Genomic DNA, 26,027 nt, shown 5'->3' on the forward strand with positions numbered 1-26,027 from the left:
CAAGGACTTAGAAGAGGCGCGACTCAACGTCGTCCACGCCTCGCATGGCGTCATAGTCCAACACCAGGCATTCAATGCCGCGATCCTCAGCCAAGGTTCGCGCCTGCTTCGTAATCTCCTGAGCTGCGAAGATACCACGAACCCCCTCAAGGAGAGGGTCACGTGAGAGAAGGGCCAGGTAGCGGGTCAGCTGCTCGACGCCATCAATACCGCCGCGTCGCTTGACCTCAATGGCCACATGCACGCCCTCGGCGTCCCGCACGAGCAGATCAACAGGGCCAATCGCGGTCGGGTACTCGCGTCGCACCAGCTCCCAGCCCCGCCCGAGCAGGGTGGCAACCTGCTCGGAGAGCAGGTGCTGCAAGTGTGCCTCCACGCCGTCCTTGACCAGGCCCGGGTCAATGCCCAGATCCTCAGTGACGTCGTGGAGGATCTCATGAATACGAATAATGAGCTTGTCATCGCTCTTGGCCGCCTGAACAGTCCACACTTCATGGGTATCTTCACCCAGGTGGTCCTCGTCCGAGGGCTCAGAAACAGTGACGGTACAGGGAGCAGTCATCCAGTTCAGGGGCTTGTAGGAGCCGCCCTCAGAGTGGATGAGCACTGAGCCGTCACCCTTGAGCATGATGACGCGCAGGGCGGGATCAAGATGAGCTGTGAGGCGACCGGAATAATCAACGGTGCACCGAGTAAAGACAACACGCACGCAGGTGAGCCTACCGTATGAGCGGCACTTAGAAGGCAGTGTGGTGAGGCGCGCCGGACTCCACCCAGGAGACCAAACCGTTGAAAGTCTGCGGATCAACGGCTAAATCCCACTGCTCATCGCCAGAGGTGATTGTGACCTCAAGCATGCCCTCCACCGTGCCATGAGGGCGAGCAGGAGAGAGCTCAAGCGTGCGACGGGCCAGCCTCAAATAGGGACGATTCGACATAGACACCAGGCGATACCACGTCAGATGATCGGCCCCGTAATGCCCAACGCCCGCATACCATTTACCTTCCTCACCCACCTGCAGGGCACAAGAAAATGAGCCCACCGTGCGGTTGAGGCGCTGGGCACGCACATTAATAAACACCAAAGCCAGGACTGCCAGCACACCCAGTACCGCGAGTACCCACCCAATAATGCCCATAGGTGTCATGACAGTTCCTTTCGTATCGGGCCCCGCCTTTGGGGGAGGCCAAAAAATATCGTGATGCGAGTATAAATGAAGGGTGGTTGGCCCTTTCGTCAGGACCAACCACCCTTCATTTTTCAGGATTCGGAACCGCTGTTCGCCACCACGGTGACGAAGTCAGAGTCCACGGAGACAAAGCCTCCGTCGACAGTGAAATAGCGCTTCTCACCGTCAGTGGTGCTCAGGGTAATCTGTCCGGTGCCCAGAGCAGCCAGCAGGGGCTGACGGCGCGGCAAGATACCCAAGGAGCCATCGAGAATCGGCACCTGGACTTGCGAGCATGTGCCCGTCCACAGACGCCCCTCGGCGGAGACGACCTCGACCTGAAGAACCCCAGCCATCAGGCGTCCTTCTCAATCTCGTGCCAACGGCGCTCAAGGTGCTCGATGCCACCAATATTGTAGAAGGCCTGCTCGGGCACCTTGTCGTAGTAGCCCTCAGCGATGCGCTTGAAGGCCTCAATGGTCTCCGACAGGGGAACGGTCGAGCCTTCAACGCCGGTGAACTTCTCAGCCATGTAGGTGTTCTGAGAGAGGAACTGCTCGATGCGGCGTGCGCGCGCAACGGTGATCTTGTCCTCTTCGGAGAGTTCATCGACACCGAGGATGGCGATGATGTCCTGCAGTTCCTTGTTCTTCTGCAGGATCGCCTTGACGTGGGTTGCCACGTCGTAGTGCTCGCGGCCCACGATTGCCGGATCGAGGATGCGGCTGGTGGAGGCCAGCGGGTCAACGGCCGGGTAGAGGCCACGCGAAGCGATTTCACGAGACAGCTCCGTGGTCGCATCCAGGTGGGCGAAGGTCGTTGCCGGAGCGGGGTCGGTGTAGTCGTCAGCGGGAACGTAGATCGCCTGCAGCGAGGTGATGGAGTGACCACCTGCAGAGGTAATACGTTCCTGCAGCTGACCCATTTCATCAGCCAGGTTGGGCTGGTAGCCCACGGCCGAGGGCATACGGCCCAGCAGGGTCGACACCTCAGAACCCGCCTGGGTGAAACGGAAGATATTGTCGATGAACAAGAGCACGTCCTGATGCTGAACATCGCGGAAGTACTCGGCCATGGTCAGGCCGGTCAGGGCGATGCGCAGACGGGTGCCCGGCGGCTCATCCATCTGGCCGAAGACGAGGGCGGTCTTATCGAACACGCCAGCGTCTTCCATTTCGTGGATGAGGTCGTTACCCTCACGGGTACGCTCACCGACGCCAGCGAAAACGGACACACCACCGTGGTCCTGGGCCACACGCTGGATCATTTCCTGGATAAGAACGGTCTTACCCACGCCTGCACCACCGAAGAGGCCAATCTTGCCACCCTGCACGTAGGGGGTGAGAAGGTCAATGACCTTGATGCCCGTTTCGAACATCTTGGTGCGGGCTTCGAGCTGATCGAAGGCCGGGGGCTCACGGTGGATGGGCCAACGCTCAGTCACCTCAAGGGTTTCACCCGGCTTGAGGTTGAGGGGCTCACCGGTCACGTTGAAGACGTGGCCCTTGGTGACGTCACCGACGGGCACCGTGATGGGGCTGCCGGTGTCGGTCACCTTCGCGCCACGGACGAGGCCGTCGGTGGGCTTGAGAGCGATGGTACGAACGAGGTTATCGCCCAGGTGCTGAGCGACCTCGAGGGTCATGGTGAAGGTGCCCTCGTCCTCGCCCTGTCCCGCCAGATCCACGTCCACGTGGAGGGCGTTGTAAAGAGGCGGGATGCGGTCGGGCGGGAACTCAACGTCGACGACGGGTCCAACGACTCGCGCGACGCGGCCCTCGCCGCCGGTGACTGTTTCTGTCATGGTGTTCTTCTCCGCTTCCATGGGCACTCAGCCCTGAACCAGTGCGTCGGCCCCGCCAACGATCTCGCTAATTTCTTGCGTGATCTCCGCCTGACGGGCCGAGTTGGCCAGGCGCGTGTACTTAGTGATGAGCTCTTCGGCATTGTCGACGGCGGTGCGCATTGCGCGCTGACGCGAAGCCAGCTCGGAGGCTGCCGCCTGCAAAAGGACGTTATGGATGCGGCTCTCCATGTAGAGGGGAAGCAAACCATCCAGAACGGCCTCCGCCGAAGGAATGAACTCGTATTCGGGGAAGGTCAGGTCGGGGTTGTCAGTCCACCCCATCTCACCTCCGCGTTCCTCATCCGAGATAGGAGTGTCAACGATGGTCAAGGGCATCATCTGACGCACGTCAGGGACCTGACTCATCATCGACTTGAAGCGCGTGTAGACGAGGTGTACCTCAGACACTGCCGTCGCTGGATCCTTATCCAGGAAGCGTTCGAGTAGTTCTGCGGCGATCTCTCGACTGGTTGTGACCGTCGGCGAATCCGACTCCCCTTCCCAGGCGCGCTCAATGGGCACGCCACGGAAACGGAAGTAGCTCTGGGCGCGTCGGCCGCAGGCGTAGAGCACGGGCTCCTTGCCTTCTGTGCGCAGGCGGGAGATCAAACGCTCCGTTTCGCGCAGGATTGTTGCCGAATAGGCACCCGCCATGCCGCGGTCTGCGGCCACAACAAGCACAGCCACGCGCGAGGTGTCCTCGCGATGAACAGTGAGCGGATGATCCAAGTCCGTGTGGACGGCCACCGCCGCCACTGCTTGGGTCAAAGCCTTTTCGTAGGGTCCAAGCTCTGCCGCCGCGCGGCGAGCCGAGCCAATACGAGAGGCTGCGATCATCTCCATCGCGCGGAAGACCTTGCTCAGCGTTCGCGTGGACGCGATCCGCTGCTTATAGATCCTCTGCTGACCACCCATGCGTCAGGCCTTTCCGCCAGCGCGACGAACGGTGATCTCTTCGCGGGACTGCTCGGCCTCGACCTCGGCATCATCCAGTTCCATGGTGCCGCGGGCGCTGACCCACTGAGTGTGGAACTCTTCAACAGCAGCCTTGAGTTCAGCTTCGGTTTCATCGCTGAGCAGGCCGGTCTCGGTGATGGTGGTCAGGACCGAGGAGTTCTGACGCAGGTGGTCCAGGAGACGCTCTTCGAAGGGCAGCACGTCGGCAACCTCAAGATCATCAAGGTAACCGTTGGTGCCCGCCCAGATGGAAGCGACCTGGTCGGCCACAGCGTAGGGGGAGTTCTGAGGCTGCTTGAGCAGCTCCATCAGACGCTCACCACGGATGAGCTGCCTACGGGTCACAGCATCAAGGTCAGAGGCAAACATGGCAAAGGCTGCCATTGAGCGGTACTGAGCCAGGGTGAGCTTGAGGGTACCAGCAACCTTCTTCATAGCCTTGATCTGGGCGTCGCCACCAACGCGGGACACCGAGATACCGACGTCCACAGCAGGACGCTGGTTGGAGTTGAAGAGGTCGGACTGGAGGAAGATCTGACCATCGGTAATGGAAATCACGTTGGTCGGAATGTAGGCCGACACGTCATTTGCCTTGGTTTCAATGATGGGAAGGCCCGTCATCGAACCTGCCCCGAGGTCATCGGAGAGCTTTGCGCAACGCTCCAGCAGGCGCGAGTGCAGGTAGAAGACGTCGCCGGGGTAGGCTTCACGGCCCGGGGGACGACGCAGCAGCAGGGACACCGCACGGTAGGCTTCTGCCTGCTTGGACAGGTCATCAAAAACAATGAGGACGTGCTTGCCCTGGTACATCCAGTGCTGGCCGATGGCCGAACCGGTGTAGGGGGCCATGTACTTGTAGCCTGCGGGGTCCGATGCCGGGGAGGCAACGATGGTCGTGTACTCCATCGCACCGGCATCTTCCAGGGTGGAACGTACCGAAGCGATGGTCGAACCCTTCTGACCGACAGCGACGTAGATGCAGCGCACCTGCTTGCTGGGGTCGCCCGACTTCCAATTCTCACGCTGGTTGAGGATGGTGTCGATTGCGATGGCAGTCTTGCCGGTCTGGCGGTCACCGATGATGAGCTGACGCTGGCCACGGCCAATCGGGATCATCGAGTCGATAGCCTTCAGGCCGGTCTGGAGGGGCTCGTGCACCGACTTACGCATCATGACGCCGGGGGCCTGGAGTTCCAGAGCGCGACGGCCATCAAGGTCAGCGATCTCGCCCAGGCCGTCAATGGGACGACCCAGGGGATCCACGGTGCGGCCGAGGTAGCCATCGCCGACGGGCACGGAGAGGACCTCACCCGTGCGATGAACGATCTGACCTTCTTCGATGTTGGAGAAGTCGCCCAGGACCACAGCGCCGATCTCACGCTGATCGAGGTTCATGGCCACGCCCAGCGTGCCATCCTCGAATCGCAGGAGCTCATTGGCCATAGTGCCGGGAAGTCCCTCAACGCGGGCGATACCGTCGGCGGTCTCGGTGACGTAGCCGACCTCTTCGGTGGCAACCTCAGAGGGACGGTAGGAGTCCACGAAGGAGTCCAGCGCCGCCCGGATCTCCTCGGGACTGATGGAAAGATCAGCCATTGAGCATTCCTTCTGTGAGCAGTGTGTGTACGTGTGGGGTGGTCAGCGCGAGCCAACCAGTGCGCGACGCAGATCATTGAGCTGCGTCTGGATGGAGGAATCGAGTGCCGTATTGCCGACCTCGAAGCGGAAGCCGCCTACGAGAGCCGGATTAATCGACACGGTCAGGGTGACATCGCGACCAAGCTTGCGGGTCAGCACGCCCCGCAGTCGCTCAATCTGAGCGTCTGTCATGGGGGCCGCCGCCTGCACCGAGACGAGCACGCTATTCATCATGGAAGCAGCGCGCTCAGCGAATCGACGCAGGGTGGAGAGCAGGCGTCCGTGTGAGGTGCGGCCAACGCCGCGACGCACCAGACGCATGGTCCACTTGGTCAGCTGGTCCTTGAAGATCGACTGCGCCAGGTCACCACGCTCATGGCGGTTCCCGTGGCCCATATCGGACAGCTCAAGACGCAGGTCACGGTAGTTGGCAAGGAAGTCAGCGACTGCAAAGAGTTCCTGTCCGACGGTTTCCAAAGCGCCATTGCGGCGAGCGTCTTCCATGGTGGCGATGATGCCCAGGACCTCGCAGGCGTCGTGTAGATCCATGGGATCTGACCAGTGCGAGCCCACGAGGTCGTCAAGGACGGTGGCGGTGGTAGGGGTCACCACGGAACCGACAGCGCCTCGGGACAGAGCGCGCTTGTCCTCAACGGAACGAGCAGGGTCAGTCATGCCGCGACGCAGGCGGGCATCTTCACGGACGAGGTCGGATAGACCGAAGAAATCCTCAGCGACGCGCATCGCGTCCACCCCGGGCTGAGCCAGGGCGGCGTTCAATGTGCGAGTAGCGCTTGCGAGCGCCACTTCTCCCGAGGTTCTCATCAGTTCACTCCACCTACCGGGGCTGCGGCCGTTTCCCTCTCAAGATCGTCAAGGAAACGATCGACAACGCGTGCAGTCAGTGCCGTGTCGGTCAGGTGCTCACCGACGATCTTCTCAGCCAGCTGGGTGGCGAGAATGCCGACCTCGGTGCGCAGCGAGCCTTCAGCGGCGGCGCGCTCGGCCTCGATCTGACGCTGAGCGTTCTCAAGGATGCGTGCGGCTTCAGCCTGAGCTTCTTCACGAGCAGCGGCAACAATACCCTTGGCTTCTTCGCTGGCGCGGTCGCGGATGGAGTGCGCTTCGGCGTTTGCCTCGCGCAGCATCTCTTCACGCTGACGCTCGGCGGAAGCGGCGTCTGCCTTGGCCTTCTCGGCTGCGCCGAGGCCTTCTTCGATCTTCGCCTGACGCTCATCGAGGATGGCGTAGATCTTGGGCAGAGCGTACTTTCCAACGAGCACCCAGATCAGAAGCAGGATGAGTGCTGCATAGAAAACTTCATACAGCGGCGGCCAGACGACGGAGCCTTCCGTGCCGTGGTCCCCCGCTGCTGCCAGGAGGGTCTTCATCACTTAACGACGAGGGGCAGCACGAAACCAATGAGGCCGAGGGCTTCGACCATACCGGCGCCGATGATCATGTTGGTGAAGAGACGACCAGCAACCTCAGGCTGACGAGCAGTGGATTCCTGGGTCTTGCCCACGAGGTAACCGATGCCGATTGCGGGGCCGAGGGTGGCGATGCCGTAACCAATGTAGGCGAGGGAGATGCCCATGTGGGTTTCCTTTTCATGTTGGGACGTCCTTGTGGACGTCTGAGTGGGGTCGGACCGTCAGTGACTTTCGACGGACAGCTTGATGTAGACGGCAGAGAGGATCGTGAAGATGTAGGCCTGCAGGAAGGCCACAAAGATCTCAAAGACCGTCATGACAACCATGGCCAGGCCGGTCAGGGCCGCAACCGAGGTCATCGCATTGATTTCAGACAGGAGGACGGCCGTGCCGAAGTAGGACATACCCAGCAGGATGTGGCCGACGAGCATATTGCTCAAAAGACGCAGGGTGAGCGTCACGGGACGCACCACGAAGTTCGAGAGGAACTCAATGGGCGTGATAATGAGGTACATCAACGCTGGCAGGCCCGAGGGCATGAGCTGGGACTTGAAGAAGTGCCCTGCGCCCTGGGCGCGGATACCCGCACCGATGAAGGTCACGTAGGTGAAGAGGGCGAACATCATCGGCACTGCGACCACGGAGGTAGCGGCGATATTGATACCGGGGAGAATGCCCGAGATGTTCATGAAGAAGATCGCCATGAAGGCCATGGCCAGGTAGGGAGCATAGCGGCGGCCCATCTTGGGGCCGAGCATTTCTACGGCGATATTGCCGCGAATAAACTCAGCGACGAGTTCCATCGACGCCTGGCCGCGCCCGGGAACAAGGCTCACCTTACGCACAGCCAGGAGGGCAACCACGCACAGCAGGCCACCCATGATGAAGCGGGCCATGGTCAGGCGGTTGAACTCAAAGAGGGTACCTTCGCCGAAGATCGCTGCGGGAAAGAAGTCCCCGATGCCAGGAGCGTGCGGCGCCTGCGTGAAAGCGGGGACGGCGGTGAGAGCCAGAACAGCCAGAATGAGGGCCATCACCACCCAGTACCAGACGGGGGTGCGGTAGGCGCGGGTTGACTCAGCCTCGGTCGTGGTGATCGTCAACAGGGTATCCTTCCGGACTCTCAGGCGTCGATGACTGACGGCGTAACTACTGGGCGCAAATAACAGCCAGAGACAACTGTACCAGTCCCGTCAAGGGATATGGACGCCATCTCATTGAGTTTTACACAGACGTGTCCAATGGCACGACATTGAGGATTCGCGCCCTGCTGAGCAGCCATACTTCAGCCAGGGTCGATAGCAGGATCATGACAATGAGGGCCACCCCAATAATGCGCACCTCAGCCCCTGCAAAACGCCCCCCAATGAGGGAAAACGCCACGATGAGAATGCGACCAAGGTAGCCCAGACCCAACCATCCGGGCAGGGAGGCCTGAGCAGCACTAAACACACGCTTGACGATGAGGACGGAAAAGAGGGCCATCGCTGCCACAGCACCCATCGCCCACAGGCCAGTAAGCACCCTCAGATCCGAGGTGGTGGCCGCCATCCACGCCCCCACGCCGATCATCACCAGCGCCCCCAGGGCAAGGGTGACGAGGCGGATCTTCTCACCCGCACGCGCGAGGGCAGGATTCCCCTGAGTCACTGGCCTCCCCTGCTGTTCGGAAGCGACGGTGATTGAAGGGCTTTGAGCCTCATTCGCAGGAGTGTCGGTCATCTTCATCCTTTCCATGCGTAGCTGCCTTGCGAGCAGCTTCACGCATCCAGGGAAACTCCGCCACGGTGAAGATCAACACCAGGACGAGGGTTGGCACCGACACCAAAGCGACGTAATGCCAGGGGAAATTCAAGAGGGAGACGGCAGACAGTGACACCTGCGCCGTCCACAACCACAGGATTGTCACCACGCCGCGGTGGGTGTGGCCGCGGGCAAGCAGACGGTCGTGGAAGTGCGACCGGTCTGCATGGAAGGGACTCTTCCCGTTTTTCATACGAATCAGGGAGGTAGCGACCAGATCCCCCATGGGCACAACAATGACTGACAGGGGCAAGAGAACGGGAAGTAAGCCCACGAGGACACGCTGCTCCCCCAAGACGGAGGGGTCAATCTGTCCGGTGACAATGATCGCTGCTGAAGCAAGGATCAGACCCAGGGTTTCCGCTCCGCCACCCATCATGATCGACGAGGGGTGGAAGTTAAACCACAAGAATCCAGCGCACACCCCCACCAGCGCGATAACGACAAGGGAGGCCGTGGTGGCGTAGGTGGCGGCATCGGAAATGACCGACACCGAATACGAGTATATGAAGAAGGACATGGCCCCAATGCCGACGGTACCGGCGGCCAAACCATCCAAGCCGTCAATGAAGTTCACCGCGTTAATAATGGCGACGACCACCAGCAGGGTCAGGATGAGCGACAGGCGAGAGGAGCCGATGGTAATGCCAAAAATGGGGAAGCTGACCAATTGCACACCCGACAGGGCCATCAGGCCAGTAATGAGGATCTGGCCGGAGAGTTTCGTCATCCAGTCCAATTCGATGACGTCATCAATGACGCCAAGCAGGGACATCGCCGCGGCACCGCCCATTACCGCCCAGGGAACGGAGGTGGAAAACACGGGAGCCATGTAGGGGATGGTGGAGGCGATGAGCATGGCAATGACGAAGCCGGTGGTCATGGCGATGCCGCCCAGACGCGGGATGGGGATGCTTTGAATATCGCGTGAGCGGAGCTTCGGGACGATTCTCCAGTGCAGGCATGCGAAACGGACAATGGGCGTCACCAGTACGGTGATTCCCATTGCCAGCAGCATGAGCAGCAGGTAGACCTTCACGTCCTGTGGATCCTCTCGACCGTGGTCTTCGGGGCGGGGCTCAAGCGCGTGCTGGTGGCCCGCTGGGTGAGGGCGGCGGCGCGATGGTGGTGCCTGCCGCTTCACTGAGTTCTTCTAAGGATAGAGCCCCCACGCGCACAGCACGCGCCTGCCCATGGGCGAGGTCAATGATTGACGAGGCCCTCCCCACGGCAGAAGGGCCGCCGTCGACGTAGGCGTCCACCCTGTCTGCGAAGTAATCACGGGCCTCCTCAATGCTCAGGGCAGGCGGGTTGCCCGTGGTATTTGCCGAGGTGACGGCCATGGGTCCGGTAGCTTCGAGGAGGGCGAGGGTCGCCTCGTGGTCGGGCATACGCACCGCGAGCGTCCCCTTCGTATCTCCCAGATCCCAGCCCAGGTCAGGGCGGGCTTCGAGAATGAGGGTGAGTCCACCCGGCCAGTACGCCTGGGCGAGACGGTAGGCGGCTTCAGGGACGTTCACGCAAAGCTCGTCGATACTTGCCGTGGAGGGCACCAGCACCGGCGGGGGCATCTGACGGTCGCGGCCCTTGGCGGCCAGCAGGCGAGTGATGGACTCCGGTTTGGTGGCAATCGTGCCGATGCCGTAGACCGTGTCGGTGGGCACAACGATTACTCCCCCGCCCCGCACGAGGGCGGCGAGGGCCTGGCAGTCCTCGGAAGCGAGGGAGCTCAGCGCAGAGAAGCTGCGGGTCATGTGTTCTCCTCAAGGGCATGGGTAGCGCTGGCCATGGTAGTGACGGCCAAAGGAGGGTTGCTTGGGGCAGCGAAAGGAGCTCGGGCGAGGAGCATCCGCTCAGCACCCGCAAGATCCTCAGCTGTACGAATGTCATGGAATCCGGCGGCGAGGGCGACCTCGCGAAGTTGAGCGGATTGTTTCTCCGCATGCTCCATAACAAGCAGGCCGCCGGGAGTATCGACGGTGGAGGGGCGCAGAAGATGAGCGGCCCGGTGGATAATCCCACGGGGGATGACCATGCCGTCCTCTCCCCCACCGTAGAGGGCTTCAGGGGGGTCAGCAAGAGCCTCAGGTTGAGTGACGTCAGCCAGGGGCACGTAGGGCGGGTTGGAGACCACCACGTCAACCTGCCCGTCGCACTCGGGCAGCGCGGTCGTGGCGTCCCCTTTGACGAGGTGGACGCGGCCAGGAGCGATGCGCTCAATATTGGCTTGGGCGAGGGCGTGAGCCTCGTCCATCAATTCGACGGCGTAGACGCAGCTCGTGGGCACTTCCGTTGCAAGGGCGAGGGCGATGGCCCCTGACCCGGTGCACAGGTCAACGACGATGGGCCCCTGCGGACACAAGCCCACTTCAAGGCCAGGGGGCGCCGAGGGCGCGAAGGTGCGGGCGGGAGCCTCGCCGCTTGCGATGGCCGTGGCGATGGCTGCGGCCTCGTCGATGGCGTACTGGGCGACCATCTCTGTCTCCGGGCGGGTAATGAACACGCCCGGCCGCGACTCCAAGGTCAGGAAGCGGAACCACATGCGCCCCACAATATGCTGAAGGGGCTCGTGGTGGCGCCGACGCGCAACCGCACTGCGGTAGCGTTCCGCAGCATGAGCGCCAATGACCGCAGGAACCTGCACGAAGGAGTCAACACCACACACCCACTCCATAAGGGTGCGCGCATCCGTCACAGGATTGGCACCTTCGCAGCCGCGCAGGCGCTCACTGCCCCAGGCCACCAGCTCAGCGACAGTGAACTCATGACTAGCGGGCAGTGATGCTCCCACGAGCGTCACCGTCACGCCCCACCTGCCTGAGCGAGGCGGGCAGCCTCGTCAGCCTCAATCGCCGACGCAATCACCGGCCCCAGCGCACCATCAAGCACCTGATCGAGGTTATGCGCCTTAAAGCCCGTGCGATGATCCGCAATGCGATTCTCTGGGAAGTTATAGGTGCGGATACGCTCAGAACGATCCACGGTACGCACCTGGGAGAGACGCTGGGCGCTGGCCTCAGCCTCGCGCTTAGCCTTCGCTTCAGCGGCTAGGCGGGAGGCGAGGACACGCAGAGCAGCTTCCTTGTTCTGCAACTGCGACTTCTCATTCTGCATGGACACAACAATGCCGGTGGGCATGTGGGTAATGCGCACGGCAGAGTCGGTGGTGTTCACCGACTGGCCACCCGGACCAGAGGAACGGTAGACATCAATACGCAGATCGTTGGGGTCAATGACGATCGTGTCATCAGCTTCGATCTCAGGCATGACAAAGACACCCGCTGCGGAGGTGTGAATACGCCCAGAGGATTCGGTGACGGGAATACGCTGGACGCGGTGGACGCCGCCCTCGTACTTCAGATGCGCCCACACGCCTTCTTCTGGCGAGGGCGTGCCCTTCGCCCGGATAGCCAAGGTGATGTCCTTATAGCCACCCAGTTCCGTGTGGGTTGCCGACAACTCCGTAACGCTCCACCCCTTGGATTCGGCGTAGCGGGTGTACATGCGGGCCAGATCAGAGGCAAAGAGCGCTGATTCGTCTCCACCTTCACCGGCCTTGACTTCCACAATGGCGTCGCAAGCATCATCCGGGTCGCGGGGAATGAGGATGGTGCGCAGAGCCGAGTGAGCTTCAGCAAGCTCATCTTCCAAGGAGGGGATCTCCTCAGCGAAGGACGGATCCTCCTGGGCGAGTTCGCGTGCAGCTTCGAGGTCTTCAGCGGCGGCGGTATAGCGTTGGTAGGCGGCATTAATGCGCCCCAGCTCAGCAAAACGTCGCCCAACCGAACGGGCTTGGCTTGGATCAGCATGCAGGGCAGGGTCAGCCATCTGGGCTTCAACCTGGGCGTACTCCTCAAGCAGGGGCTCAAGGGCAGAGAATTCAGATCCGACGGTGGACAACGCAGGCTCCTTGGTCATGAAGGCGGGGCGGACAGCAGGCAGCGTGGCTCTGCGCGTGACACAACGGCGCCGGTGGTCGCAGGGACCACCGGCGCCGAAGGAAAGCGTTACTTAACGCGCTTGCCGTAGCGAGCCTCGAAGCGGGCGACGCGGCCGCCGGTGTCGAGGATCTTCTGCTTGCCGGTGTAGAAGGGATGGCAAGCGGAGCACACGTCAACGCGCATCTCACCGGAGGTAATGGTGGAGCGGGTCTGGAAAGCGTTACCGCAGGTGCAGGTGACGTTGGTGTCAACGTACTCGGGGTGGATACCCTGCTTCATGGTTTTCTCCTTAGGAATTCGAGGGCGCTGGGTCCACTGAGCATGATCCTCAGAGGTGAACCAGAACCGAGAAGTAATTTTGCCACTAAAGGGCCGTGGCGTCTATGCGGCACCCCTCCCCACACCGTGACATCCCCGACATCGCTACGTCCGGCCCCCTCACAGTTGAGCAGCCAGAGAGCGCCCCTGTTCAGCAACCTCCAATGAACGTCGCAGCAGATCTCGCACTGTCTGCCCCGTCACGGGAGAATAGGCCCTAATCCCTTCCAAGGACACTGCTGACGCTTCAGTGGCCAGAGCATCAGTATTGTGCCGATGGGCGTTCACGTGCGCGACCAATCGCGCATACTCAGCCGGATCTTCCCTGTAGGAATCAAGCGCCGCAACGAGTGCGTTGTAGCTGCGCTGAGCATCACCAATATTGTTCTGAATGCGTTGCAATGCAGCCTGGTTGGACGACTTGCGCCGCAGGATCACCATCCATAACGTGCCTGTCAGCACGAGCAGAGCAAAGCCCAGCACATCCCAGCTGTAGCCACCGCGCCGTCCGCCACTATAGTCAACAGTCGAGGAGAGCTTGCGAGCTACTTTCACCAGGTTCTCGCTCACGGAATCACTCGAAGAATCCATGAAGAACTCTTCCTGTGACTCCCCGGCGAAGAAGCCCAATCTCAGCCTGTCACCCACAAGATAGGCGTACTCACCCGTGCTGGGGCGCGCACTCAACACAAGCGAACGGTCACGAGGGACACCCACGTAGGACCCACCAAGGAAGGATTCTTCTGGTGGCAGCTGCCTGCCAAAATCCAAGGTTGCTTCGGTCAGTGATCTGGAGGTGTCCTCATGAAGGAGGACGACATGAAGCTCCACCCCGTTGGTCTTAAAGCCGACATTCTCAAGAGCATCACGCAAAGCATGTGCGTCCACACTGGCCGTCGTGTCATGGATCGCAACGCTGCGCGCAGAAAAGCCTAGAACGTGACGTGTGAGAAGGATGCTGCCACCTGCTCCCACAGCAATAAGGCTGAGTACGATAACCGCAGCAAGCCAAGCGTGAGCAGACTTGTGGGCTAAGAATCCCAGCAGAGATGCGGAGGGCCTCTGTGACTTCCTCGGTCTCAGTCATATGCATCTTTCTTCCGTCGACCCCTTGTCCTGATACGGCTCCGGGGCAGTCAACACCTCGAGAATACTCCCCCATCGCTCTCAGTAGAGCACTTTGGGCGGTCCCCGTGATCCTCTTTTAGTAGGACGAGGACGACCCCGAGCCGGAAAACCCCCCCCCCCCACCGCCGTAACTCGACGAACTTGATGAACTTGACGAACTCGTCGAGCCAGAACCTCCAGAGCTTGAAGAGCTCGACAGTGATGCGGTGTAGTCAGGATTAATCCGTGATGACGCATATCCAACGACCACTCCAGCCAAAGCAGAATTGGACACCGAGGAAGAACTACTCGAACCGCCAATCGCGGTGCCTGCACGGCGACCACGATTCGCGCGAATGGTACTCCCTGGCCGGTAGGTCTGGACCTGCCCTTGCTCTCTCCAGCTCCCCCGGTAGGGGGTGCCATTGCCGGTGAAGAGGTCATCAACGTCAGAGGTGCCCACGTTTTCACCCCGTTGACGGGCAGCACGCATGGCCGCTTCCAAGATCTCACGTGACAGATTCCAGAGCATGCTGCTCATCCGGTCCAGCTCACTGAGCGCATCCGAGGGGCTCAGTGTCCTTGCCTCAAGCTCCCCCGCCATCGCCCACAGTCGATGGCGAGCCTTCAGAGCTTCAGCGCGCACACTCGTACGAAGCCCCTCAGAGATGCCACGCGCATCACTAATGAGCTCCTCTAAAGAATCAATGTCCTCATAGAGGGGACCGGTTTCATTCCTCCAGACCTCGGGCCAGCGCGGGGCCATTGACAAGAAAGCGGCCGTATTCGAAATACCATCATCGACAGCATTCAGAGCCAAGGCCTTATCGCGTAGGATCCGCGTATTCTTCACGCCCCGAGGATAGAGTGATTCGATGAAACCCAGCGAGCCGAAGTCTTGGAACATGCGCGTGAGCTCGTGATAGTCACTGAGGTACTGCTCATACCGTTCGTAGACTCGTCTGCCGTGAATATCTGTCTGATCAAGGACTCCCGCATCAATGCTCGTCGCCTCAAAATCCTGAGTGACCTGCGCATAGTTTGTCCGCGCCTCCTCAAAAAGACGCTTACTGCGCGCCCGATGGGTATAGCGGCTGACGAACCACGACACTCCAATAATGCTGGCAACAGAGGAGGCCACCCACCCAAGGATGCTATTTGCCCACGAGGTATCAATAGCGTCCGCCACTGACTGAGCCCCCGTGTAGAAGGCTTCATTGAACTCCATGGCACGAAGGTTGTCCTTCATGCTCTCTTGAATAGCAAGCTGAGCGTTGATATCCAGACCGAAATCCTCACCAAAGAAGGTGCCGATATTGCGTTCATGGGGGGCCAAGGACAAAATCACGGTCTGGTCGGCCCAAAAACGAGGATCCTCCGCAGAAATCCACGGTTCCTTCAATTCGGCGGTGCGCCCATATTCCAGGGTTCGATAATTCAGGCTCTCTCCATCCAATGACGGCAAGGTCAAGATGGAAATCTTCACCGGTCGGACAAACTCAATCCCCGAAATGGCGTCAATCACCTGCCGATCAGACAGGATCCCGGCCTCGTCGTAGACGTGCACGCTCACAGGCGGCTGGGTAGCGGGTTTGCCAAACAATTGGAGAGCGGGGAAAGCCGCCAGTGCGGCCAGCGCAACCAGAAGGCCGATCAGCAGGCGGAGTCCCCCCAATGCCCCAGCATGGCGGATCCCTTCATTTGTCCGGGTCATCGGAACCTCCCTTTTCAGCCTCAAGGCCTAGAATACTGTTCCCACGGATCAGGGCGGCGAACCCACTCCTGGAGTGCCCGAACCAAGGCCCTCACAGACACGTAGTGGGCAACGCTGCACCCCGCTACCGCACGAGGGGGCTCTTCAGCCAGCCGGTAGCGCATGAGATTCTCACGCAAATCCTCATCCTGCGGATCAGGCTCCCTCTCCTCCATCTCTATGACCTTGTCATCGAATCTGTCATTAAAGGGAGGAACCGTATACCCCTGCAGTGCCATCTCGTCAGGGATCTCCACCAGCACTAAACGGCGCAAACGCTCATCGCAACGGCGCAGCGCTTCCAAAGCCTCAGCGCCCTCAATCTCCCCCACTGCGAATGCGGCGCCAACTCTCTCACACTCAGCGACGACCTCGTCAGGTATCGCAGCCACGCGGGATCCAACCGGGCTCTCCACGAGGGGATCACCCCAGGCGTTATCAAGGAACGCCTGCGCGGCCTGACAATCCTCGTAAATGCTCGCAACTTCCTCAGCCCAGAGCCTTTCCCAGCCCTCAACACGAGAGAAGGAGGAAACACTCGCCGTCCTCGTCCAATCCGAACTCTCCAAGGCCACCACTCGACGCTGGACCTCCTCGAGCCTCTCCGTAGCAGCCTCTGACGACATCTGCGCCACACTCAAGGACTGAAGAGCAAGCACCTCACGCAGGCACGCCTCAATCTCATGCTCATCACGCTCAACCCGGCGCAGCATGGCCGAGACTTCCGAAGAGGAGGATGCATGCAGGAGAGCACTTTGTCGATCCTCAGCATTAGCCTGTTCAAGGGCACGCAAACGCCGGACAAGGGCGGTGCGTCCCCTGAGATTGTCACGCAGATTCAAGATTGCCCCCAGCGCAGCAATCAAGCCCACGATCGCGGCGCCCCCCAGGAAGAGCGGAAGCAGTTTCTGCCACCACGGCCGATCGGGCAGCAAGGAGGAAGGCTGAGCCTGCGACACCTTAGCAACAATGCGCGAACCCAAAACGTCGGCAGGAAGATCAGGGGAAAGACGGCTCTCCTGCAGGCTCTCCGGGGAGAGATGAAGGTCAATGAAAGCACCATGAGACATCAATGCCGCATTCTGATTCGGAACAAGGACAAGCATGATGAGACCGTCTGCCCACTCCCACTGCGAGCCTGTCGTGTCCTCATAGACCCACGGTTTTTCTGTGGAGTGACTCAGTGCGTAATTCTTTACCTCTTCCTTGGCTTCCTCTTCGCTCGTGGCTTCCATGTCCATTGTCAGAACGGCAATGTGGACAAAGCGTGAGAGGGGAAGAGCCTCAAGCTCCGCTTCAAGCTCCTGGGCGTTGAGGATCCCCGCCATGTCGTGCACCTCTGCGGTAGGCAACTGATGGAGGCGCCACACCCACAATGCCCCAAAGATCAGTGCAGCAATGGTCGCAATCCCCAGAACCCAGGCAAGGACAAAGCGAAAGGCTGCCACAGGCCGAGACGGGATCGGAGCTGGAGACATGGTCGACATCAGTCATCCTTTGGCGGTAGAGCACTGTCACTGCCTCCAAGTTTGCCACGCCAACGGTGAGTTCACGCGCTCATCGGCTCAGGAGCGCTTCAATGCTGGTATTTTCGCGCTGCCATTTGCCCCAAGCGTGCCCTTCGGCGTCTCATACGCAGACCAAAGCCTGGTGGCAATCGAAGCTCACGCTGTGCATCGCGCTCAACATCTATAAGGACAATGCCTTGCCACCACAGAGCCTCGGCCTGGTCACCGGCCAAAGCCGTGAAGGACTCCCAAAACCCTAGTTGCCCAAAGTCGTTCAAGGCTGCCCGGAAAGCGTCATAGCTCGCCATATACTCGTGCAATTCTTGCTTCATTCGCTCCGTTTCATCGCCCGTGGCTTCGGCATAGGCATACTGAGCTTTCCATTCATCAACGAGAGCATGGGAGCGGCTAAAACACTCCTGAGCCTGCCTGAAAGCCACGGTAGCGAAGCGGCGCCGATAGAAAAGCACGACAAACCAGCTCACCCCCGCTGCAGAAAGGACGAAGGTGAAGAATCGGAGGGTGTAGCTACCCCAAAGAGTTTCATCCACTTCACTCACATAGGCCTTCAGCGCACGTTCAACACCTTCATCGAAATGGCTCGTTTCATGCGCATTCTCAATGGCCCTGACGACTAACAGTCGCTCGCCCGGGGTGTTGCGAAGGTCATCGGCCTCAACGATGCTCACCTGCCCAAAGTCATGGGACAGCACGAGTGCAGCCAGTCCTTCCTGCCATCGGCTGGGAGTGCCTTCATCGACCCACTCCAGCTCCGGGTGCTTAGCCGCATGCCCTCGAAGCAGTATCTCTGGATCGCTGGGCACAAACCCATCGGAGACGAAGACGACGAGGTGCAGGACGCGGTGTGTCCGCTGTCTGGCGAGGCGATTACTCAACTCCGTTTCGTTGAGTTGTTTCGTCGCATCGTAAATGTACACGGAGTCAATCGGGTGCTCCTCCTCGCCACCGAAAACATAGAGAGTGGGAAGGGCAAACACTGCAAATAAAGCGAAGACACTGACCAATGCGTAGGTGAATAACGCTCCTGACGGCCGAAAGTTGGATGTCATTCCTGCCTCACATTCTCGATGTTGAGCATCTTCAGCCGTTGCTCGTAGACACAGCGCAAAGCCCCCATAGAGCCGAGGAATGCCTCCGTGTCGTCCTCGTCCTCCTCCCCCGCGTCGGCTTTCCTCTTGCGGGCCACGGCGAGGAAGTATTCCTCCTCACGCCCGGACACATCAGGAAGACTTCGCCAGTCGACGTCAAGCAGATCGCGGTGAAACTCCTCCTCAAGCTGTGCACGCACCTTCTCGTAAAGCTGTGCCTCCACATTAAGCGTGCCTTCTTCGATCAGAAGGATCTCCTGCGCGCAATGACGCACCGCAATCTTCCAGGCCTGACGCTTCAGATCACGCCGCAGCGCCGCCAATCGACGAAAGGCTTCGACGATGTCAATACGCCCCTCCCTGTAATCCCAGGTGATCGCACTCAACTGAGACTTGAAGGTCTCCGACGTAACATCTCCCGCGCTCAGGGCGCTTCCCGATGGCGCTTCATAGGCTCTCATCCACAGCAATCCGTAGTGACGGATACTTTCGTGGACGCGTTCGACATGCGTCTTCCAGCGCTGAGCTCCGGCCGCATTGCCGGTAATCAGATCGGCGATTCCCTCGCGCTCAGCACTCAAGGTCCTGAGTCCCTCAAGGGCCGATTCAAAGCGTCCTATGCTCTTTTCGGCCGTTGGCGTGCAGGACTCAAGGAACCCTAGTGGCAGGTAGGAGGCCATTGATGTCTCCCACGCTTCGATACTATCCACATACCGCTGGTAATGCGTGAGGGCATCAAGGGCGTGCATATCGGCAGCCAGGATCCTCTCTACCTCTCTGAAGCGCTCCAATGCCTGGCTCTCAAGCTCACGATACTGCGTGAGAATCCACGCAAGACTCTTCCGGTTTCGCACCCCCACACTGTCAATCTCCACAATGACAAAGGCGGCGACCACAGCAACGAACATAGCAAAGAAAAACCCAAGCAGGTGCGGGTAGAGCCCAGAGTCAAGGCGATCGATCTGACGGCTCACCACCGCCTCCAGTGCATCACTTGGAGTCTGGGCCTGCGAGTTCCAATACACCGCTGCAAATAGGGCATCACAGGTTGCTTCATCGCTGCATAAATCTGGCGACACCGCAGCCCACATCTCATTATCCGCGCTCATGGCCATCACGATGACGCGCCCCCTCAGGCGTGGATCTGGCAAGAACGGTGAGGCTGGCCCCTCCTTCGCCCCTGGGACAAGCCATCTGTCCACATGCGGGTTACTCTGCAAGAAACTCCACAGCTCTGCGTCGGGCCGCACCCCGTGGCCACTGTCAACGCTGACGACAATGACAGCAAGGTCTTCGTCCAAGACGTGAGCTTTCAGGCTGCGATACAGGCTGTCGCCGTCAAGGATCTGCGCCCTGTCATAGACCCGCACTGTCTCAAGGGGATGTTTAGTGTTGATGAACAGAGCCACAAGTGCCAGAAACGAGGCAATGAACAGGAGAAAACTCAGCACAAGGATGACAGCGACCCGAGCTCTCTCCCGTGGAGGTGAGTGTAGTTGCGGGATCGTGGTGTTCACACATGCGTCCTTGTGTCTCATGGAGGAGCGGTTTTACTTTTATTCATTATGGCGAGAAAAGTCTCATGCGTCTGCACTTTCGCGCCGACGGAAGAGACAGCCCTTCGCAAGCATCTCTTTGACTGACGCACGATCACCGGTCCAGCCACTTGGGCACAGTAATGGCCGGGGGCGGAAGGTTTCCCTTCCGCCCCCGGCCGTGACACTCAGGTGCCTGACACCTCAGGTGAACAAGTCTTAGTCAGCGCTTGGCGTCGTCTTTTGAACGAGCATGAGGAACTCAGCGTTGGACTGCGTTTCCTTGAGCTTGTCGAGGACGATTTCCAGGGCGCTTTGCTGCTCAAGGGTGCCAAGGACGCGACGCAGCTTCCACATGATGCGCAGCTCTTCGGGAGCGAAAAGGGTCTCTTCACGGCGAGTGCCCGACGCATTGACGTCGATCGCGGGGAAGATACGGCGGTCAGCAAGCTGGCGCGACAGGCGCAATTCCATATTGCCCGTGCCCTTGAACTCTTCGAAGATGACCTCATCCATCTTCGAACCAGTCTCCACCAGGGCAGAAGCAACGATGGTGAGGGAGCCGCCCTCCTTGAGGTTACGGGCAGCACCGAAGAACTTCTTGGGCGGGTAAAGTGCCGAAGCGTCCACACCACCAGAGAGGATACGACCCGAAGCCGGGGCAGCCAGGTTGTAGGCGCGCGACAGGCGGGTGATGGAGTCAAGCAACACCACAACATCCTGGCCGAGTTCCACCAGGCGCTTAGCACGCTCAATGGCGAGCTCAGCAACGATGGTGTGATCCGACGCGGGCCGATCGAAGGTGGAGGCAATGACCTCGCCCTTCACGATCGAACGCATGTCGGTCACTTCCTCTGGACGCTCATCAACGAGGACAACCATGAGGTGAACCTCAGGGTTGTTGATCTCAATAGCCTTGGCGATCTGCTGGATCACCATGGTCTTACCCGCCTTAGGCGGGGAGACAATCAGACCACGCTGTCCCTTACCGATGGGAGCAACCAGGTCGATGACGCGCGGCGTGTAAGCCTTGGGCGTCGTCTCCAGACGCAGTTGCTCGGTGGGGTAAATGGGGGTGAGCTTACCGAATTCGCGGCGACGCTGGGCATCCTCAACGCTCATGCCGTTCACCGAATCGACACGCACGAGAGCGTTGTACTTCTGACGCTGACGCTCACCCTCACGAGGAGGCTTCACAGCACCGGCAACAGCGTCGCCAGCACGCAGGCCCCAACGGCGCACATTACCCAGGGTGACATAGACGTCATTAGGGCCGGGCAGGTAACCCGAGGTGCGCACAAAGGCATGGTTGTCTTGAATATCGAGGATGCCGGCAATGGGAGCCAAAGGTTCCTCTTCACGAACCTGGGGCTCGCCCTGACGGTCGCGGCGGCTCTTGAAGCCTTCCTGCTGGCGCTCCCCGTTCTGGCCGTTCTGTCGCTCACCATTGTCACGGCGGTCACGGTCGCGTCCACGTCGGCGAGCGTTGCGATCACGGCGGCCTCGGCGGCCCTCCGTGCCATCACCTTCAGGCAATTCAATCTCAGCCAGCTCAATGGCGGGCTCAACGGCAGCAGCGGGGGCTTCGGGCTCGGCCTCGTCCTTCTTTGCGACGGGGGCAGGCAGGTCAAGCTGGATAGTGGAGGTGTCGACGGCACCGTCGGTGGAGACGCGGCGGCGACGTCCACGGCCGCGACGCTCGGTAGCGTCCGGCGTTACCCCTTCGGGCGCCGCCTGAGCGGCAGGAAGGTCGAGGACGGGGGCGGCCTTCTCAGCTGCAGGCTCCTGCTCGGAGGCGCGCTCAGCCGGGGCTGGCTTCTCAACCTTGGCAGACCTGGCAGCGCGGCCGCGTGCGGGAGCCTCGGCGCGCGCCTTGGGCGCAGCTTCGGCGGGCGCAGCGGAACCAGCCGCTGCAGCAATAGCCTCAACCAGCTGAGACTTACGCATCTTCGAGATGCCCTTCAGTCCCATCTGGGAAGCAAGAGATTGGAGTTCAGCCAGCTTCATGCTGGGCAGAGAAGCGGCGGAAACGCCTGCGGGGAGTTCGTTACTCACGAAGTGATCCTCACTATGAGGGCCGTTAAAGGCATGGTGACATCCCTTTGGAAATCCGCAGGGAAGTTAAAGGACGCAGCCCCACCGATCAGATGGTCCGACGGAGGCGGCTAGGAAACCTAGCGACACGTGGCAAACAATCTGCGAGAAGAGCAACGTCGTTTGATGACGAAAACTCAGGGCACACCTGAGGCTGGAAACATGTCCAACACCCCAAGCATAGCAAGATTTTTCGCCTCTGGGCACACTTCGTCCCCCCCAGAATGTGCCGTTTATCGCACACACGAGGCGCTCTCGCCCTCGTCCCTCAGATCGGCTCCTTCGACAAACGCCCCCGTGTCACCGACACCCCCGCCTGCGACACGGGCACATTCATCACCGTCCAACCGGCAGCGCGAGCCTGCTCGCGCACATCCGAGGGTACCGGCTCCAGGCTCAATACCGTCGGCCCGGCCCCCGAAATGACCGCAGCAAAACCAGCCTCACGCAACCAATCCACCAGCGCGAGAGAAGGCTCCATAGCACCGCGACGATACTCCTGATGCAGACGATCCTCCGTACCGGCCATCAGCAGCTCATGGACTCCCCCACTGCCAGCGTCGGCCTCGCCACGCACGTAGCGTGACTGCCCCCCGGCCAACACCGCCGCCAAAAGCGCCGCCCTACCCGCATTTGCCGCCGCATCCGAGTGGGGCACCTGCGCGGGCAAAGCCGCGCGTGCCTTCGAGGTCGACAACTCAAAGGCCGGGATAAAGGCAACGGGGGCGATCCCCTCCGGCGGCGTCACCGACAATGCGCCAGCCACGCCATGATCCATCCACGCGACGGTGGCCCCACCCAAGATCGCGGGAGCCACGTTATCGGGGTGCCCCTCCATATCCGTGCTCAGCTGCAGCAAGTCACCGGCGGCAAGCACCTCAGGATCGCCCACGAGGGCGCGAGCCAGCGTCAAACCCGCAACAATCGCCGCCGCTGAGGAACCAAGACCGCGCCCATGGGGGATCCGATTCGTGCAATGCATGCGGATCCCCACCTGGGGTGCGCCAACGTGATCGAGTCCAATACGCAAGGCCCTCACAACGAGGTTATTCTCCCCCGTATCGACACTGCCTGCCCCCTCGCCCTCAATGACCACCGAGGTCGCGCCGGTCACAGCATGAACGGCAATCTCATCAAAAAGATTGAGGGCAAGGCCCAGGCTGTCGAATCCCGGTCCAAGATTGGCCGAGGTAGCAGGTACCTTCACCGCAACGAAATCATCACGCAGGCGCATGGCGCATACCCTCAGAAGCCCAACACGGCGGCGACAGCGTCAACGTCGGCGCGAACGACCTCAGTTTCCACATCGTCGCCGGCACCAAGGCCAGCCAAAGCGGTCTTCGTGTCCTTAAGGCCATTGCCCGTCACCGTGCACACGATGCGCGCACCCTCAGGCACCTGATGGGCGTCAGCAGCCTGAAGCAGCCCAGCAACGGAGGCAGCCGAAGCGGGCTCGACAAAGATCCCCACCTCCGCAGCGAGAATCTGCTGGGCCTGGAGAATCTGTTCGTCGGTGACCGAAGTGATCTGACCTGCAGAGTCATCGCGGGCCGCCACAGCGTAGTCCCACGAGGCAGGCGCGCCAATGCGGATAGCGGTGGCCAGCGTCTCGGGGTTGGTAATGGGAGCACCGGCCACGAAAGGCGCAGCGCCTGCAGCCTGCACGCCCCACATCTTTGGCACCTTCGTCGCGACAGGCTCAAGGCGCTGGAAGGAGTCCTCCATTGTCGAGGCAACAGCACGCCCGGCGTACTCGTTAAAGCCCATCCAGTAGGCCGAGATATTGCCCGCGTTCCCCACGGGCAGGACGTGAATATCGGGGGCGTCACCCAGGGCATCCACGATCTCGAAGGCAGCAGTCTTCTGGCCCTGCAGGCGGTAGGGGTTCACGGAGTTCACCAGGGCCACGGGGTAGGCCTCGGTCAGGGCGCGCACAATACGCAAAGAATCATCAAAGTTGCCATCCACCTGGATAAGCTGAGCGCCATGCATGACCGCCTGAGCGATCTTGCCAGCGGCGATCTTGCCCGCAGGCAAGACCACCACCGAACGCAGGCCAGCAGCAACAGCGTAGGCGGCGGCTGAGGCTGAAGTGTTACCGGTGGAGGCGCAGGCGATCATTTCGGTGTCGGTGGCCGCAATCTTGGATACGGCCATCGTCATGCCGCGATCCTTAAAGGAGCCGGTGGGGTTTGCGCCCTCGACCTTGATCCACACCTCTGCGCCGACACGCTCGGAGACGGCGCGAGCGTACACCAGCGGGGTACCACCTTCACGCAGGGTGACAACGGGGTCTCCCTCGACAAGGGGAAGACGGTCAGCGTATTCGTTGAGGAGGCCACGCCATTGATGGGCCATTTCATTCCCCTTCCATGCGGATGGTTGAAGCGATTTCACGGACGGCCGAAGCCTGGGTCAAAGCCTCAATGACGGCAGCCATATCTGCCTCGGAGGCTTCGTGGGTGGTGACGGTGAGGACGGCTTCGCCCTCCCCAGCGCTTGGACGCTGATTCACCGAATCCAAAGACACGCCGTGGGCTGCGAAGATTCCAGCAACCTCAGCAAGGACGCCCAGAGTATCAGCCACATGCAAGCGTACGCGGTAACGGGTGCAGACCGTGCCATGATCGAGGATCGGCAAGTCGGCGTAGACCGATTCACGAGGTGCATGCCCGCCGTAGGCACGGTGATGAGCGGCAGCGACAACGTCGGACAGGACCGCTGAGGCCGTCGGGGCACCGCCTGCACCCTGCCCGTAGAACATCAGCCGGCCGGCGGACTGGCCTTCAATGACGATGGCATTGAAGGCACCATCAACAGCGGCCAGGGGGTGAGAATTGGGGACGAGGGCGGGGTGGACACGCACGGAGACACCCTCGGCGCCCTCATCATCCACGCGGCGCTCAGCAATAGCCAGGAGCTTAATGGTGTGGCCTGACTCGGCGGCCTCAGCCATGTCCTCGGCAGAGAGGGAGGTAATGCCTTCAACCTTGACGTCATCAATGCTTACACGGGTGTGGAAGGCCAGGGAAGCCAGGATGGCACACTTTGCGGCGGCATCCAGACCCTCAACATCGGCAGTCGGATCGGCTTCAGCAAATCCCAGCGCCTGCGCCTGGGCGAGGGCATCCGCATAGGACATCCCCTTTGAGGCCATAGAGTCAAGAATGAAGTTCGTCGTGCCGTTGACAATGCCCTGAACGCGCATCATCTTGTCACCAATGAGGGATTCACGCAGGCCATAGACTACCGGGACTGCGCCGGCGACGGCGGCCTCGTAGTAGAGGTCTGCACCATTGGCAGCGGCAGCCTCGTACAACTCGGGACCGTGGGCGGCGAGGAGGGCCTTATTGCCGGTGACGACGGTCACACCCTGGGTCAAGGCCTGCATGACGAAGGTGCGGGCGGGTTCAATGCCGCCAATGAGTTCAATGACCAGGTCTTTGCCGTTAATCGCCTCATTGGGATCGGTTGTCAGCAGCGACGGGTCAATCTCCACGTCACGCTGAGCGTCAAGGGAACGCACGAGGACGGAGGTGACCTGAATGCGGGCTCCTGAGCGGGCGCTGAGGTCACTGGCATGCTCACCAATGAGCCGAATGACCTGCGAGCCCACGGTGCCAGCGCCAAGGACGCCAACTGAAACGAGCGGCAAATGCTCGGACATAGATTCTCCTGTCCATGATGAAAACGTCTCCCAGGTCGCTGCAGCCTTGACCATAACGGAACGCGGACTCGATCTGGGAGTATCCCGGCCAATAGCAGGGAGTCTATGCAACCTTCGCCCGAGCACGCCCTTTGCGTCCACAACGTGGC

At 60.6% G+C, this 26,027-nt stretch carries 26 protein-coding genes; all 26 read right to left on the minus strand.

Annotated elements, in window-relative coordinates:
• Window positions 1-7: 7 nt before the first annotated feature.
• The 26 genes from nucS to HWX48_RS07250 all read right to left on the minus strand — a co-directional run bounded on the left by nucS (window position 8) and on the right by HWX48_RS07250 (window position 25,878).
• On the minus strand, window positions 8-709 hold the full coding sequence (gene nucS, locus HWX48_RS07125) for an endonuclease NucS (RefSeq protein WP_175956035.1): 702 nt from the start codon (window positions 707-709) through the stop codon (window positions 8-10).
• 28 nt (window positions 710-737) lie between these two features.
• A complete protein-coding gene (locus HWX48_RS07130) occupies window positions 738-1,148 on the minus strand; it encodes a DUF2550 family protein (RefSeq protein WP_175956038.1) in 411 nt (136 codons plus the stop codon).
• A 113-nt stretch (window positions 1,149-1,261) separates the two neighbouring features.
• The gene (locus HWX48_RS07135; protein WP_175956282.1) at window positions 1,262-1,528 is read right to left on the minus strand and encodes a F0F1 ATP synthase subunit epsilon; all 267 of its coding nucleotides are present in this window, start codon (window positions 1,526-1,528) and stop codon (window positions 1,262-1,264) included.
• Window positions 1,525-2,973, minus strand: coding sequence for a F0F1 ATP synthase subunit beta (gene atpD, locus HWX48_RS07140; protein ID WP_175956040.1), 1,449 nt, complete (start codon window positions 2,971-2,973; stop codon window positions 1,525-1,527). Before atpD ends, HWX48_RS07135 begins: the two co-directional genes overlap by 4 nt.
• A gap of 27 nt (window positions 2,974-3,000) precedes the next feature.
• Window positions 3,001-3,930: a F0F1 ATP synthase subunit gamma gene (locus HWX48_RS07145; RefSeq protein ID WP_175956042.1), complete on the minus strand. Its 930-nt coding sequence runs from the start codon at window positions 3,928-3,930 to the stop codon at window positions 3,001-3,003.
• Between the two features lie 3 nt (window positions 3,931-3,933).
• Window positions 3,934-5,568 carry a F0F1 ATP synthase subunit alpha gene (atpA, locus tag HWX48_RS07150; RefSeq protein ID WP_175956043.1) on the minus strand — a complete coding sequence of 545 codons (1,635 nt, stop codon included), beginning with the start codon at window positions 5,566-5,568 and terminating at the stop codon, window positions 3,934-3,936.
• Window positions 5,569-5,610: 42 nt separating this feature from the next.
• Window positions 5,611-6,435 (minus strand): F0F1 ATP synthase subunit delta, encoded by an 825-nt coding sequence (locus HWX48_RS07155; protein ID WP_175956045.1) that lies wholly within the window; start codon window positions 6,433-6,435, stop codon window positions 5,611-5,613.
• The gene (locus tag HWX48_RS07160) at window positions 6,435-7,001 is read right to left on the minus strand and encodes a F0F1 ATP synthase subunit B (RefSeq protein ID WP_175956049.1); all 567 of its coding nucleotides are present in this window, start codon (window positions 6,999-7,001) and stop codon (window positions 6,435-6,437) included. Before HWX48_RS07160 ends, HWX48_RS07155 begins: the two co-directional genes overlap by 1 nt.
• Window positions 7,001-7,207, minus strand: coding sequence for an ATP synthase F0 subunit C (gene atpE, locus HWX48_RS07165; RefSeq protein WP_124871456.1), 207 nt, complete (start codon window positions 7,205-7,207; stop codon window positions 7,001-7,003). The genes HWX48_RS07160 and atpE overlap by 1 nt, the downstream gene beginning before the upstream one ends.
• 57 nt (window positions 7,208-7,264) lie before the next feature.
• On the minus strand, window positions 7,265-8,077 hold the full coding sequence (gene atpB / locus HWX48_RS07170; protein ID WP_175956284.1) for a F0F1 ATP synthase subunit A: 813 nt from the start codon (window positions 8,075-8,077) through the stop codon (window positions 7,265-7,267).
• A 190-nt stretch (window positions 8,078-8,267) separates the two neighbouring features.
• Window positions 8,268-8,765, minus strand: coding sequence for a hypothetical protein (locus tag HWX48_RS07175; RefSeq protein WP_175956052.1), 498 nt, complete (start codon window positions 8,763-8,765; stop codon window positions 8,268-8,270).
• The gene (locus tag HWX48_RS07180; protein ID WP_175956055.1) at window positions 8,743-9,885 is read right to left on the minus strand and encodes an MraY family glycosyltransferase; all 1,143 of its coding nucleotides are present in this window, start codon (window positions 9,883-9,885) and stop codon (window positions 8,743-8,745) included. The genes HWX48_RS07175 and HWX48_RS07180 overlap by 23 nt, the downstream gene beginning before the upstream one ends.
• 40 nt (window positions 9,886-9,925) lie before the next feature.
• Window positions 9,926-10,600: an L-threonylcarbamoyladenylate synthase gene (locus HWX48_RS07185; RefSeq protein WP_175956063.1), complete on the minus strand. Its 675-nt coding sequence runs from the start codon at window positions 10,598-10,600 to the stop codon at window positions 9,926-9,928.
• A complete protein-coding gene (locus HWX48_RS07190; protein ID WP_175956064.1) occupies window positions 10,597-11,652 on the minus strand; it encodes a HemK/PrmC family methyltransferase in 1,056 nt (351 codons plus the stop codon). The genes HWX48_RS07185 and HWX48_RS07190 overlap by 4 nt, the downstream gene beginning before the upstream one ends.
• The gene (gene prfA, locus HWX48_RS07195; protein ID WP_254873008.1) at window positions 11,649-12,746 is read right to left on the minus strand and encodes a peptide chain release factor 1; all 1,098 of its coding nucleotides are present in this window, start codon (window positions 12,744-12,746) and stop codon (window positions 11,649-11,651) included. Before prfA ends, HWX48_RS07190 begins: the two co-directional genes overlap by 4 nt.
• 107 nt (window positions 12,747-12,853) lie before the next feature.
• Window positions 12,854-13,066: a 50S ribosomal protein L31 gene (gene rpmE, locus HWX48_RS07200; protein ID WP_124871473.1), complete on the minus strand. Its 213-nt coding sequence runs from the start codon at window positions 13,064-13,066 to the stop codon at window positions 12,854-12,856.
• A gap of 159 nt (window positions 13,067-13,225) precedes the next feature.
• Window positions 13,226-13,993, minus strand: a complete 768-nt coding sequence (locus HWX48_RS07205) for a hypothetical protein (RefSeq protein ID WP_175956067.1) — start codon at window positions 13,991-13,993, stop codon at window positions 13,226-13,228.
• A gap of 316 nt (window positions 13,994-14,309) precedes the next feature.
• Entirely contained in the window at window positions 14,310-15,926 is a 1,617-nt protein-coding gene (locus tag HWX48_RS07210; RefSeq protein WP_175956068.1) for a DUF5129 domain-containing protein, read from the minus strand.
• Between the two features lie 20 nt (window positions 15,927-15,946).
• Window positions 15,947-17,452, minus strand: coding sequence for a DUF5129 domain-containing protein (locus HWX48_RS07215; protein ID WP_175956070.1), 1,506 nt, complete (start codon window positions 17,450-17,452; stop codon window positions 15,947-15,949).
• A gap of 89 nt (window positions 17,453-17,541) precedes the next feature.
• On the minus strand, window positions 17,542-18,543 hold the full coding sequence (locus tag HWX48_RS07220) for a hypothetical protein (protein WP_175956072.1): 1,002 nt from the start codon (window positions 18,541-18,543) through the stop codon (window positions 17,542-17,544).
• On the minus strand, window positions 18,540-20,099 hold the full coding sequence (locus HWX48_RS07225; protein ID WP_175956073.1) for a hypothetical protein: 1,560 nt from the start codon (window positions 20,097-20,099) through the stop codon (window positions 18,540-18,542). Before HWX48_RS07225 ends, HWX48_RS07220 begins: the two co-directional genes overlap by 4 nt.
• Before the next feature lie 133 nt (window positions 20,100-20,232).
• Window positions 20,233-20,325, minus strand: a complete 93-nt coding sequence (locus HWX48_RS11420; protein ID WP_175956286.1) for a CxxxxCH/CxxCH domain-containing protein — start codon at window positions 20,323-20,325, stop codon at window positions 20,233-20,235.
• Between the two features lie 11 nt (window positions 20,326-20,336).
• Window positions 20,337-22,172 (minus strand): transcription termination factor Rho, encoded by a 1,836-nt coding sequence (gene rho, locus HWX48_RS07235; protein ID WP_175956075.1) that lies wholly within the window; start codon window positions 22,170-22,172, stop codon window positions 20,337-20,339.
• Window positions 22,173-22,479: 307 nt separating this feature from the next.
• A complete protein-coding gene (thrB, locus tag HWX48_RS07240; protein ID WP_175956077.1) occupies window positions 22,480-23,445 on the minus strand; it encodes a homoserine kinase in 966 nt (321 codons plus the stop codon).
• An 11-nt stretch (window positions 23,446-23,456) separates the two neighbouring features.
• The gene (thrC, locus tag HWX48_RS07245; RefSeq protein ID WP_175956078.1) at window positions 23,457-24,569 is read right to left on the minus strand and encodes a threonine synthase; all 1,113 of its coding nucleotides are present in this window, start codon (window positions 24,567-24,569) and stop codon (window positions 23,457-23,459) included.
• A gap of 1 nt (window position 24,570) precedes the next feature.
• Window positions 24,571-25,878, minus strand: coding sequence for a homoserine dehydrogenase (locus HWX48_RS07250; protein WP_175956080.1), 1,308 nt, complete (start codon window positions 25,876-25,878; stop codon window positions 24,571-24,573).
• Window positions 25,879-26,027 lie beyond the last annotated feature (149 nt).

The organism is Schaalia sp. Marseille-Q2122 (assembly GCF_903645355.1).
In the GTDB taxonomy this organism is placed as follows: domain Bacteria; phylum Actinomycetota; class Actinomycetes; order Actinomycetales; family Actinomycetaceae; genus Pauljensenia.

Excerpts from the sequence above, each read along its gene's own strand:
- thrC (WP_175956078.1), bottom strand. The coding sequence starts at position 24,569 with ATGGCCCATCAATGGCGTGGCCTCCTCAACGAATACGCTGACCGTCTT.
- HWX48_RS07250 (WP_175956080.1), bottom strand. The coding sequence starts at position 25,878 with ATGTCCGAGCATTTGCCGCTCGTTTCAGTTGGCGTCCTTGGCGCTGGC.
- HWX48_RS07155 (WP_175956045.1), bottom strand. The coding sequence starts at position 6,435 with ATGAGAACCTCGGGAGAAGTGGCGCTCGCAAGCGCTACTCGCACATTG.
- HWX48_RS07145 (WP_175956042.1), bottom strand. The coding sequence starts at position 3,930 with ATGGGTGGTCAGCAGAGGATCTATAAGCAGCGGATCGCGTCCACGCGA.
- HWX48_RS07215 (WP_175956070.1), bottom strand. The coding sequence starts at position 17,452 with ATGTCGACCATGTCTCCAGCTCCGATCCCGTCTCGGCCTGTGGCAGCC.
- thrB (WP_175956077.1), bottom strand. The coding sequence starts at position 23,445 with ATGCGCCTGCGTGATGATTTCGTTGCGGTGAAGGTACCTGCTACCTCG.
- HWX48_RS07210 (WP_175956068.1), bottom strand. The coding sequence starts at position 15,926 with ATGACCCGGACAAATGAAGGGATCCGCCATGCTGGGGCATTGGGGGGA.
- HWX48_RS07220 (WP_175956072.1), bottom strand. The coding sequence starts at position 18,543 with ATGACATCCAACTTTCGGCCGTCAGGAGCGTTATTCACCTACGCATTG.
- rpmE (WP_124871473.1), bottom strand. The coding sequence starts at position 13,066 with ATGAAGCAGGGTATCCACCCCGAGTACGTTGACACCAACGTCACCTGC.
- HWX48_RS07175 (WP_175956052.1), bottom strand. The coding sequence starts at position 8,765 with ATGACCGACACTCCTGCGAATGAGGCTCAAAGCCCTTCAATCACCGTC.
- HWX48_RS07160 (WP_175956049.1), bottom strand. The coding sequence starts at position 7,001 with ATGAAGACCCTCCTGGCAGCAGCGGGGGACCACGGCACGGAAGGCTCC.
- atpB (WP_175956284.1), bottom strand. The coding sequence starts at position 8,077 with ATGGCCCTCATTCTGGCTGTTCTGGCTCTCACCGCCGTCCCCGCTTTC.
- HWX48_RS07185 (WP_175956063.1), bottom strand. The coding sequence starts at position 10,600 with ATGACCCGCAGCTTCTCTGCGCTGAGCTCCCTCGCTTCCGAGGACTGC.
- atpD (WP_175956040.1), bottom strand. The coding sequence starts at position 2,973 with ATGACAGAAACAGTCACCGGCGGCGAGGGCCGCGTCGCGCGAGTCGTT.
- HWX48_RS07130 (WP_175956038.1), bottom strand. The coding sequence starts at position 1,148 with ATGACACCTATGGGCATTATTGGGTGGGTACTCGCGGTACTGGGTGTG.
- atpA (WP_175956043.1), bottom strand. The coding sequence starts at position 5,568 with ATGGCTGATCTTTCCATCAGTCCCGAGGAGATCCGGGCGGCGCTGGAC.
- atpE (WP_124871456.1), bottom strand. The coding sequence starts at position 7,207 with ATGGGCATCTCCCTCGCCTACATTGGTTACGGCATCGCCACCCTCGGC.